Origin of the sequence: Aeromonas sp. R1-1 (genome assembly GCF_040908495.1) — a bacterium.
Lineage (GTDB): Bacteria > Pseudomonadota > Gammaproteobacteria > Enterobacterales > Aeromonadaceae > Aeromonas > Aeromonas veronii.
Window position 1 is genome coordinate 1 of the sequence record NZ_JBFODV010000297.1, and the last position, 11166, is coordinate 11166.

Genomic DNA, 11166 nt, shown 5'->3' on the forward strand with positions numbered 1-11166 from the left:
CGTTACTGATGGCGGTGTGGCGACGGCGACCGGAGCAGGAAGTGCTGGTCCATTCCGACCAAGGGAGCCAGTTTAGCAGCTATGACTGGCAGGATTTTTTGCGGGATCATCGGCTTAAGGCCAGCATGAGCAGACGTGGCAATTGTCATGATAACGCGGTGGCGGAGAGTTTCTTCCAGCTCCTAAAACGCGAGCGGATCCGACGTAAAACCTATGCGGATCGCGAGGAAGCCCGGCAGGATGTGTTCGATTACATTGAAATGTTTTACAACCCCAAGCGCCGGCACAGTTTCAACAATGGGCTATCGCCAGTAGAGTGTGAAAAGCAATATTTCGAGCGGCTCGAAAGTGTCTAGAGAAGCCGGGGCGATTCACCTCATAACCAAGTGTCCGGATTTAGTTGATCACTACAGTTCAAACTATACGGCCTGAGCCGGGTAGAGTACCGAACTCAGGCCATGTCATTCGCCAGCTAACGTGGGATTCACTTCATTGCGTTTTTTTCATCTCTGCATCTAATTAGCCGATGTTGCAGGCCTTCAGATCCCAGATCCGCTCCACATAGTCCTGAATAGAGCGGTCGGAGTTGAACTTGCCCATGGTGGCCGAGTTGATGATGGCCTTCTTCGCCCACAGCGCCGGATCCCGATACCAGGTATCGATCAGCTTGTGTGCATCCGAGTAGGACTGGAAGTCCGCCAGGGTCAGGTAAGGGTCTCCCCCTTCCAGCAAGGAGCGCTTGATGGAGACCAGCTCACCCGGACGACCCGGCGTGAAGTAGTCGGTATCAAACCAGTCCAGCACGGCTTTGAGCTCGGAGTTGGCATAGTAGAAGTCGTACGGGTTGTAACCGCGCGCCTTCAGCGACTTCACTTCGTCCACGTTCAGACCGAAGATGGCACAGTTTTCGGCACCCGCCTCTTCAGCGATCTCGATGTTGGCTCCATCCAGCGTCCCGATGGTGATTGCACCGTTGAGTGCCATCTTCATGTTGCCGGTACCGGATGCTTCATAACCTGCAGTGGAAATCTGCTCGGAAACATCTGCCGCCGGGATCAGCTTCTCGGCCAGACTCACGCGGTAGTTCGGCATGAACACCACTTTCAGCTTGCCCTGGATACGAGCATCGTTATTGACCCGATCCGCCAGCTTGTTGATGGCATAGATGATGTCTTTGGCCAGCTTGTAACCGGGCGCCGCTTTGGAGCCGAAGATAAACACACGCGGATGCATGTCATAGTCCGGGTTGGCCAGCAGACGACGATAGAGCGCCATGATGTGAATGAGGTTCAGTTGCTGGCGCTTGTACTCGTGCAGACGCTTGATCTGAACGTCAAAGATCGCCTCGGCACTGACATCTATACCTGTTTCGTCTTTGATGACCTTGACCAGCTTCTCTTTGTTGTGACGCTTGATGGTCATGAACTGCTGCTGGAACGCCTTGTCGTCGGCAAACTTCACCACGCCACGCAGTTTGTCCAGTTGCAGCGGCCACTCCTTGCCCACTACTTCGTTGTAGAGGCCAGCCAGTTCCGGGTTGCACGCCAGCAGCCAGCGACGCGGGGTCACCCCGTTGGTCACGTTGCACATTTTTTCCGGCCACAGCTCGGCATACTCGGGGAAGAGATCTTCCTTCACCAGCTTGGAGTGGATCTCGGCCACACCGTTCACTTTGGACGAACCGATCACGCACAGGTTGCCCATGCGAACCTTGCGTACATCACTCTCTTCGATGATGGAGAGCTTGGCCTTGATGGCATCGTTGCCAGGCCACTTGGGCTCCACCAACTCGTTCAGGAAACGGGCGTTGATCTCGTAAATCACCTCCAGATGGCGAGGCAGTACTTTCTCGAACAGGCTGACCGACCACTTCTCCAGCGCTTCCGGCAGCAAAGTGTGGTTGGTATAAGAGAAGACCTGATAGCAGATAGCCCAGGCGGCATCCCAGTTCAGATCTTCCTCGTCAACCAGCACCCGCATCAGTTCAGGGATGGCGACAGTCGGGTGAGTATCGTTGAGCTGAATGGCAATTTGCGCGGCAAAGTTGCTGAAGTCACTGCCATGGACCCGCTTGTAGCGGCGCATGATGTCCTTGATGGAGCAAGCACAGAAGAAGTACTGCTGGATCAGACGCAGCTCTTTACCTGCATCGGTCTCATCGTTCGGATACAGCACCTTGGAGATGGTCTCGGCCTGGGCTTTCTCAGCCTGGGAGTCGATGTAACCACCGGCGTTGAACACGTCCCAGTCGAAAAACTCGGAGGCGCGGGATTCCCACAAACGCAGGATGTTGACGGTGTGGCCGCCAAAACCGACCACCGGAATATCCCAAGGCACCCCTTTAATCTTGCGACCAGCGTGCCATACCTTCTTCAGGCCGCCATTGTCACCAAACACGGTCTCGACGTAGCCATAGAGCGGCACTTCTTGCACCGACTCGGGGCGGCAGATCTCCCAGGGGTTGCCATATTCACGCCAGGAGTCCGGACGCTCGATCTGGCGGCCATCCTGGATTTCCTGACGGAACAGACCGTGTTCGTAGTGGATACCGTAACCAACCGCCGGATAGTTCAGAGTGGCCAGCGAGTCGATAAAGCAGGCAGCCAAACGACCCAGGCCGCCGTTGCCAAGTGCCATGTCCGGCTCTTGTTCGCACAGGTCGGTCAGTTCCAGACCGAGTTCGCTCAGCGCCTCTTCACAAATCTTGTAAAGAGAGAGGTTGTGCAGGTTGTTGGAGGTCAGACGCCCCATCAGGAATTCAGCAGAGAGATAGTGAATCGCACGAGTATCTTTCTTGAAATGAGTCTGCTGAGTGCGGGTCAGGCGCTCGTACACCTGTTCATTGACAGCCGCAGCAGTGGCTTTCCACCACGCTTCGGGAGAGGCTTTCTGTTCGCTTGTTCCCAAGGTAGAACGCAGGTGACGCACGATACTCGCCTTGAGCTGATCTTTATCCAGTTGGAGATCTTGGTCTGTCTTCTTCTTGGTAGCCATAAACCATATTCCTTCGTTACAAATAAAATTGTTATCCCGCTTGCGGGACCGGCGCTGTTGTTATCTCAAAATATGTACCGGCGTGAGAATACTAACTAAAGCGGCAGAATTAAAAGTTAACGCAAGTCACACTTTAACCGATAAAAACAGCCTGAAAAGCTTGAAACCCCTTTCCTTTAATTGATCGTAAAAAAACAAACATTCCCTTTATTATCATAAGCTTAACGAAACAATAAAAATATTCTGGCATGAATAGGTTTTCAGAGATTGCCAAGCCTTGAAAATCCCTGAAAATAGGCAGCAAGACGGCACATTGAAACCGGTTTCAATGTGCCTGAAAAATTACCGTATAAATATGAAGCAATCATTGCACCCTTAAAGATGTGCTTTGAACTGATTGCTCAATGGATCGTAATGGTACCCAATCTGATCCAGACGCCCTGCCAACTGCTCTTCACTCATATCGTAATAGGCCAGCAACTCCTCCAACCCGTCACACTCAAGCCTTAGCTTCTCATTGATGATGCCCAGCAAGATGTTGGCATCCAGACGTTGCAAGGTACTGATATCCATAGCGGCACCTCCTGTAAATGACCTGTATAACCATGGGCGGTTACGCAAGGTTTGTCCATAGTACGAAAAACACCCAGCCAGCTTTATATTAAATAGTGTTTAAAAACATAATCTTACTAACGACACATGCCAACACCATCACATTTTACAGCAAAAACACCTTGTCACTGCCACAGGATAGAACTACTGTATGCACATACAGCTTGGATATTCATACAGGAACCCCATATATGAACCAGCCCCTGCACCCGCAGCCCTTTGCGATGAATCGTGTCATGAGCAATCCTTGGCCCACCAGAACCGCCTGCAAAGCGGAGTTGGCTCATTATGGTGTGACTATCCAGTCTGATGATCAGTTTCTGAGCGAGCTGACAAAGCTTGGGGAGGCTCATACCGGCTGGATCTTGTTGATCGCCCCGCCGGGACGCCCCACAGTCAGCCGTCTGGAAGAGCGAGGTATCGATCCCAAGAGAGTGCTGGTGGTACATAGCCCCAAAATCAAGAACTGGCAGCAAACCCTGGAGCGCAGTCTGGGCAATGGTCACTGCGCCGCCGTATTTACCTGGCTACCCGAGCAAATCGAACTGGATCACGTCAAGCTGCAGCGACTGGGACAGCAGTCTGGCGTACTCACCCGCTTCTTTGGCGCGAAACGGACTAACCTCGGCACACCTCTGCTGGCCTATGCAGAGCAAGATATCTATCTCAATCATTAAGACAAAAAACGAACGCCTAAGCAGGCTCTCCCGCGGGTCGCAGTGACAGAAGGGCGCAAACAATATGTGACCAGCGGCTTTATTTGAAAGACAAGCGTGCAACAGCCTGACGGTAGGCATCGGAGATCATTTGACCCTGCTTGCTGCAAGCAGACAAACATCAAAAGATGTAACGTATAAAGAAGCAGAAAATAAAACCTGAAGTGGACAATCATGCAGCCCAAGTATTAAAACCTGCGGGACTTCCTGCCCACCAGCGAACCCGTTTGAGCAATGTGATTAGGCTGAAAGTCATTGCATTCATTTGAGCTGATCACGACAATTTGCTCACCGGAGTGACTCTCTCCTTGAAATACCGGGTAACAAGGGGTATAACCACGCGTTTTATCAGGTGTAATAAGTGAGCGGTATGATGCAAGCCCCCTTTTGGCAGACCAAGAGTCTGCAGCAGATGACTGAGTCCGAATGGGAATCCCTCTGCGATGGTTGCGGAAAATGCTGCCTCAACAAGCTGATCGATGAAGATACCGACGAACTGGTTTTCACCAATGTCGCCTGCAATTTGCTTAACACCAAGACCTGTCAGTGCTCTGATTACGCCAATCGTTTCAAAAAAGAGCCTGACTGTCTGCAGATCACCCATGACAAGATCGCCGAATATGACTGGCTCCCCTCAACTTGCGCATATCGCCTGCTGTCTGAAGGCGACGCTCTTCCAGAGTGGCATCCTCTGCTGACCGGCAGTCGTTCCACGATGCATCAGGCTGGTCAATCCGTCCGTGGCAAAGTCATTCACGAGGATCAGGCGGGTGAATGGATCGATCACATCATCACCTGGGCCAGCTGACACGCTCAACCCGCTATTCTCCTGAGGCAAGGGCTGTACAATGTGCAGCCCTTGTTGTTTCTGCAAGCAGGGTTTGTAGCTTCACACATATCTGGCTGGCTAAACAAGACCCCCTCCCAACTGCACATTGAGAGAGGCAGAGGCAGAGGCAGAGGCAGAGGCAGAGGCAGAGGCAGAGGCAGATAATGATTCCATAGTCACAGGCTTATGGGTATTGCTTGATACTCGCGATGGCGCCTCTGTTCACCCCTTAAACCTGATCAGCTGTTCCACGAGCCATAGCAACACTGATGCAATGGCAGGCGCCTATCCCCCTAGAGCGCGAATAAAGCATAATCGCATTACAGACGGGGCCTAGGTCAATCCTGGTGGCCCCCCCCCCCCCTTAATCCTCTTCAAATACCCAGTAACAACTGTTGTGGTTGCGATGGAACTGGGGGCGATTCACAGGGGATTATTACTCCCCCTGAATCGCACGCATAAAAAAACCGGCGCCTTGGCGCCGGTTTTTGCTCACTATGTCTCGATTACAGAGAAGCAGTGAAGGTACGGGTGATGACGTCTTGCTGTTGCTCTTTGGTCAAAGAGTTGAAGCGAACGGCATAACCGGATACACGAATGGTCAACTGCGGATATTTCTCCGGGTTTTCCATGGCGTCCAGCAGCATTTCACGGTTCATCACGTTAACGTTCAGGTGCTGACCACCCTCTACGTTGGATTCGTGGTGGAAGTAACCGTCCATCAGGCCAGCCAGGTTGGCTTTCTGGGCTTCCATATCTTTACCCAGTGCGTTCGGAACGATGGAGAAGGTATAGGAGATACCATCTTTAGCGTAAGCGAACGGCAGCTTGGCTACGGAAGTCAGGGAAGCAACAGCACCCTTCTGGTCACGACCGTGCATCGGGTTTGCACCCGGGCCGAACGGAGCACCGGCACGACGGCCATCCGGGGTGTTACCGGTCTTCTTGCCATATACCACGTTGGAGGTGATGGTCAGAACAGACTGGGTAGCAACAGCGCCACGGTAGGTGTTCAGCTTCTGAATCTTCTTCATGAAGCGCTCAACCAGGTCACAGGCGATATCATCGACGCGAGCGTCGTTGTTACCGAACTGCGGGTATTCGCCTTCGATTTCGAAGTCGATGGCAACGCCATCTTCGTCACGAATCGGCTTGACCTTGGCGTACTTGATGGCAGACAGGGAGTCAGCGGCTACGGACAGACCAGCGATACCACACGCCATGGTGCGATATACGTCACGGTCGTGCAGCGCCATCAGAGAGGCTTCGTAGCTGTACTTGTCGTGCATGTAGTGGATGATGTTCAGCGCAGCAACGTATTGCTTGGCCAGCCAATCCATGAAGTGGTCCAGACGATCCATTACGTCGTTGTAGTCGAGGTACTCGGACTTGACCATCTCGGTTTTCGGACCGACCTGGATCTTGAGCTTCTCGTCCATACCACCGTTGATTGCATACAGCATGGTCTTGGCCAGGTTGGCACGAGCACCGAAGAACTGCATCTGCTTACCAACGATCATCGGGGATACACAGCAAGCGATGGCGTAGTCATCGTTGTTGAAATCCGGACGCATCAGATCGTCGTTCTCGTACTGAACGGAAGAGGTCTCGATGGATACCTTGGCACAGTACTTCTTGAAACCGACCGGCAGCTTCTCAGACCACAGGATGGTCAAGTTCGGCTCAGGGGACGGGCCCATGGTGTACAGGGTGTTCAGCATACGGAAGCTGTTCTTGGTGACCAGGGTACGGCCATCAACGCCCATACCAGCCAGGGTCTCGGTCGCCCACATCGGGTCGCCGGAGAACAGTGAATCGTATTCCGGGGTACGCAGGAAGCGAACCATACGCAGCTTCATGACCATGTGGTCCATCAGCTCTTGGGCTTCTTGCTCGGTGATCAGGCCTTTTTGCAGGTCACGCTCGATGTAGATGTCCAGGAAGCTGGAGGTACGACCGAAGGACATGGCTGCACCGTTCTGGGACTTGACTGCCGCCAGGTAGGCGAAGTAGGTCCACTGTACGGCTTCTTTGGCGTTCTTGGCCGGTACGGAGATATCGCAACCGTACTTGGCAGCCATCACCTTCATCTGTGCCAGGGCACGGTGCTGCTCGGAGATCTCTTCGCGCAGACGGATGGTGGCTTCCAGGTTGACGCCGTTTTCCAGGTCAGCTTGCAGGGACTTGAACTGGGCCAGTTTGTCGGCCATCAGGAAGTCAACACCGTACAGGGCAACACGACGGTAGTCACCGATGATACGGCCACGGCCGTAGGCATCCGGCAGACCGGTGATAACACCAGACTTACGGCAGTTCAGGATGTCTTTGGTGTAAACGTCAAACACGCCCTGGTTGTGAGTCTTGCGGTATTCGGTGAAGATCTTCTCGACCATCGGGTCCAGTTGACGACCGTACACTTCGCAAGAAGTTTTAACCATCTTGATACCGCCGTTGGCGATGATGGCGCGCTTCAGCGGCTTGTCAGTCTGCAGACCAACGATCTGCTCCAGGCTCTGATCGATATAACCGGCATCGTGTGCGGTAATGGTGGAGGGCAGGTCAGTATCAAAATCAACCGGCGCATGAGTGCGGTTCTCGATTTTGATCCCTTCCATGACCTTGTCCCACAGCTTGGTGGTCGCTTCGGTCGCGCCAGCCAGGAAGGACTCGTCACCTTCATACGGGGTGTAGTTCTTCTGGATGAAGTCACGGGTGTTGACAGAGGTCTGCCATTCACCGGCCGCGAAGCCTTCCCATGCTTTTTGGAACTGTTCGTTAAGTTCTGCCATTTTTCATTACCTCACACGGTATTGATGTAGTATCCCGCAATCATCCTTAATGATGACGACGGAAGATAAACCAGTAAGTCAGACCAACCATCACGCCACCACCGATGATATTGCCGATGGTCACGGGGATGAGGTTGTGTAGGACGAAGTTGGATACGGTCAGGTCAGCAAAGGTTGCCGGATCCTGGCCGATGGCCTGCCAAAATTCCGGACTAGCCACGCTGTGGATAGCGATACCAACCGGAATCATAAACATGTTTGCGATGCTGTGCTCGAAACCTGAGGCAACGAACATGGCAACCGGCAGCAGCATAACCACTACCTTGTCAGTCGCGCTGCGGGCACCAAAGGCCATCCAGGCAGCAAGACATACCATCAGGTTACAGAGGATACCCAGCGCCACCGCTTCGAAGAAGGTGTGGTGAATTTTGTGTTGGGCCACTTTGAGGGCGTTAAGGCCCCACTGACCGTCTGCTGCCGTGTACTCTGCAGAAACGATGATCAGCGCCACCATCAACAGACCACCAATCAGGTTGCCGAAGTAGACCAGCCCCCAGTTCTTGAGCAGCTGAGCCCAGCTGATGCGATTGGCAGCCTTGGCCACCAGCGTCAGGGTGGTGGAGGTGAACAGCTCGGCACCGAGCAGCACACAGAGAATAAGCCCGAGAGAGAAGCAGAGACCGCCCACCAACTTGGCCATACCCCAAGGCATGGAGCCGGTTCCAGTCGTCACTGTGATGTAGAAGATAAATGCGATGGCGATGAAAGCGCCTGCGGTAATGGCCAGTGGAATGACCTTGTATGCCGGCTTGGTAGCCTTGGCATAGGTGATGTCTTCAGCCAGTGCAGCGATGGCTTCGGGCTTGAGACAATCGAATGGAGATTCAGCTTTCAATTATTTTCTACCTGAATGTTTTGCCTGTTGAAATCATAACAAAGGGCCAAATAGCCAAAATTGACATTGATCAAGTTTATCAGAGTGCGAATGTAATTTTACTACAAATATTTTAGTGCGATGGCTACGCCACTTTACACCAGGTATCAGCTGAAACAGAAATGTCACATTTTTAATGCAATGATTTTAAAGAATTTATTCTAGAGCATGGAAAAGTGGCATTGGCAAGATATCTTTGCAGATCGACAGCACATCCCCCGCCCTGCCATCAACCCCCTTAGGGGTATTTTTTGTTTTTTATTTCATCTTTGAATAACAATCCCGTGCCTTGCCGCACGATAAACAGAAGGGGCCACACGGCCCCTTCCTTTACAGCAACGATCACGCCCAGTGATGGGCTCGCTTGGCCTTCTGCAGCTTCTCGTAGGCCGCCAGCAGCTTCTGGTGCAGCGGGAACTGGGAGAGCGACAGATCGGCCGCCTCCAGACCGTGGAAGCGTGCTTCGCCAGTGGCGTTGGCCCATGCCTGTGCCAGCGTCTCTTCACCATACATGCGAGTGAAGACGGCGCGATACTGCTCGGGGTCGCGCTCCTCGTCGAGGAACAACTCGACGCAGGCACGCAGGGCGCGGTAGTAGCTGGCACGCTCGGCAGTGAACACTGACTGGTTGAACTCCATGGTCCAGTCGATAAGATCCAGTGCAGTCTCCAGCTCACCGGCGGCCAGCGCCAGCATGGCTTTCAGCTCGCCAACGCGCAGGGTGTGCAGCGCGGTCCCCTTGGCAGCGGCGATGCCCAACAGCTCGCGCACTCGGGTGCGCTCGTCGTGCCCCTCTTCATCCAGTTGATCAAACAACGCCATGTACTGCTCGGCATCCCAATCCAGTGATGGCAGCGCTAGGATCACTTCGCGCAGGTTGGCGCCCATATTGTTGTTGGCCAGCAGCAGATCTTCGGCCGGATAGATGTCGGACATGCCCGGCACCAGAATGCGGCAGGCGTAGACACCCAGATGCTCGTAGTCGGCGATATAGACCGGCTGCTCCAGCTCATGGAAGATGCCGATCAGGTGATCAAACTCCTCCTGCGAGGTGCCACGGAAGTCCCAGTCGGCAAACTCGAAGTCCGCATCCTGCTTGAACAGATCCCAGCTGATAAGGCCAGAAGAGTCGATGAAGTGGGTCTCGAGGTTGTGGTGATCCGCCACCTGCTCGTTGTCGAATGACGGCGGCACAAACACGTCGAGATCCTTGAGACCGCGGCCCTGCAGCAGCTCGGTGACGGTCCGCTCGAAGGCCACTTCGAAGCGCGGGTGGGCACCGAAGGAGGCAAAGCAGGTGCCATTACTCGGGTTGAGCAGCACCACGCAGATGACCGGATAACGGCCACCCAGGGAAGCATCGAAGCTGTAAATGGGGAAGCCTTCCGCTTCGAGCGCCGCGATGGAGGCGGCAATCCCCGGATAACGGGCAATGACCTCGTCCGGGATCAACGGCAGGCTGATGGCCTCGGCGATGATCTTGTTCTTCACGTGGCGCTCGAACACTTCGGAGAGCGCTTGAGTGCGCGCTTCGGTCTTGGTGTTGCCGGCGCTCATGCCGTTGGAGACATAGAGGTTGCCGATGATGTTCATCGGGATGTAGACGGTCTCTTGATCGGACTGGCGCTCGAACGGCAGGGCGACGATACCGCGCTCCTCGTTGTTTGACTGCAGATCCACCAGCATGTCGGCGGTCACTTCACCGTCCGCGTTGTAGAACTTGCGGGTGAAGCTGTCGAGCAGACCGGCCGGGAACTGGTCACCCTCGATGGGGAACCACTTCTCGTTCGGGTAGTGAACGAAATCGCCGTTGGCGACCTGCTCGCCAAGATAGAAGTCGGCGAAGAAGTAGTTGGTGGAGAGACGCTCGAAATATTCGCCAAGGGCAGACGCGAGGGCCGCCTTCTTGCTGGCACCCTTGCCGTTGGTGAAGCAGAGGGCGCACTCTTTGTCGCGAATATGCACCGACCAGACGTTCGGCACGGGGTTGAGCCAGGAGGCCTCTTCAATATCAAAGCCCAAGGCTTGCAGCTTGGTCTGGAAGCGTTCGATGGAGTCTTCCAGCGCCGCGTCCTTGCCGGGAATAAAAGTGTGGTCAGTCATCACGATATCCTGATTTTTATTGGCTCATGTTCGGCCGCAGATAATAGCAGGGGTCGGCGGCTTTGGCAGGACAAAAATCAGCAAACAGGGATGAGTCGCACGGTGAGAAACCGGCTTGCCCCCTCTCCCCCGCCACAAACAGCGCGGGCCCGGGGATTGCCCGGGCCCGCTTGTTACGCAATGCGATAC

The 11166-nt window shown here is 54.0% G+C and carries 8 protein-coding genes; 3 read left to right on the forward strand and 5 right to left on the reverse strand.

The annotated features are described in order from the left end of the window. On the forward strand, positions 1-356 hold a 356-nt coding region (locus tag AB5Y92_RS20310; RefSeq protein WP_368227383.1), incomplete at its 5' end, for an IS3 family transposase. A gap of 163 nt (positions 357-519) precedes the next feature. Here AB5Y92_RS20310 and AB5Y92_RS20315 read toward each other — a convergent pair. Together AB5Y92_RS20315 and AB5Y92_RS20320 are read right to left on the reverse strand one after the other, a co-directional pair. After that, the gene (locus tag AB5Y92_RS20315) at positions 520-2994 is read right to left on the reverse strand and encodes a glycogen/starch/alpha-glucan phosphorylase (RefSeq protein WP_368227495.1); all 2475 of its coding nucleotides are present in this window, start codon (positions 2992-2994) and stop codon (positions 520-522) included. Between the two features lie 375 nt (positions 2995-3369). Further along, positions 3370-3567: a DUF4250 domain-containing protein gene (locus tag AB5Y92_RS20320; RefSeq protein WP_005333612.1), complete on the reverse strand. Its 198-nt coding sequence runs from the start codon at positions 3565-3567 to the stop codon at positions 3370-3372. A 230-nt stretch (positions 3568-3797) separates the two neighbouring features. On the opposite strand from AB5Y92_RS20320, the gene AB5Y92_RS20325 reads away from it, so the two are divergent. Both AB5Y92_RS20325 and AB5Y92_RS20330 read left to right on the forward strand, forming a co-directional pair. After that, the gene (locus AB5Y92_RS20325) at positions 3798-4283 is read left to right on the forward strand and encodes a cell division inhibitor (RefSeq protein WP_368227496.1); all 486 of its coding nucleotides are present in this window, start codon (positions 3798-3800) and stop codon (positions 4281-4283) included. Positions 4284-4695: 412 nt separating this feature from the next. Beyond that, positions 4696-5130: a YcgN family cysteine cluster protein gene (locus AB5Y92_RS20330; protein ID WP_368227499.1), complete on the forward strand. Its 435-nt coding sequence runs from the start codon at positions 4696-4698 to the stop codon at positions 5128-5130. Positions 5131-5657: 527 nt separating this feature from the next. Here the strand turns inward: AB5Y92_RS20330 and pflB are convergent. The 3 genes from pflB to ycaO all read right to left on the reverse strand — a co-directional run bounded on the left by pflB (position 5658) and on the right by ycaO (position 10977). Continuing rightward, complete coding sequence (gene pflB, locus AB5Y92_RS20335; RefSeq protein WP_005352571.1) at positions 5658-7940, reverse strand: formate C-acetyltransferase; 2283 nt, start codon at positions 7938-7940, stop codon at positions 5658-5660. 46 nt (positions 7941-7986) lie between these two features. After that, positions 7987-8835 (reverse strand): formate transporter FocA, encoded by an 849-nt coding sequence (focA, locus tag AB5Y92_RS20340; protein WP_005333620.1) that lies wholly within the window; start codon positions 8833-8835, stop codon positions 7987-7989. Between the two features lie 381 nt (positions 8836-9216). Then, positions 9217-10977: a 30S ribosomal protein S12 methylthiotransferase accessory factor YcaO gene (gene ycaO / locus AB5Y92_RS20345; RefSeq protein WP_368227497.1), complete on the reverse strand. Its 1761-nt coding sequence runs from the start codon at positions 10975-10977 to the stop codon at positions 9217-9219. Positions 10978-11166 lie beyond the last annotated feature (189 nt).

Coding starts and splice junctions, on each gene's coding strand:
- AB5Y92_RS20315 (WP_368227495.1), bottom strand. CDS start 2,994: ATGGCTACCAAGAAGAAGACAGACCAAGATCTCCAACTGGATAAAGAT.
- AB5Y92_RS20320 (WP_005333612.1), bottom strand. CDS start 3,567: ATGGATATCAGTACCTTGCAACGTCTGGATGCCAACATCTTGCTGGGC.
- AB5Y92_RS20325 (WP_368227496.1), top strand. CDS start 3,798: ATGAACCAGCCCCTGCACCCGCAGCCCTTTGCGATGAATCGTGTCATG.
- AB5Y92_RS20330 (WP_368227499.1), top strand. CDS start 4,696: ATGCAAGCCCCCTTTTGGCAGACCAAGAGTCTGCAGCAGATGACTGAG.
- pflB (WP_005352571.1), bottom strand. CDS start 7,940: ATGGCAGAACTTAACGAACAGTTCCAAAAAGCATGGGAAGGCTTCGCG.
- ycaO (WP_368227497.1), bottom strand. CDS start 10,977: ATGACTGACCACACTTTTATTCCCGGCAAGGACGCGGCGCTGGAAGAC.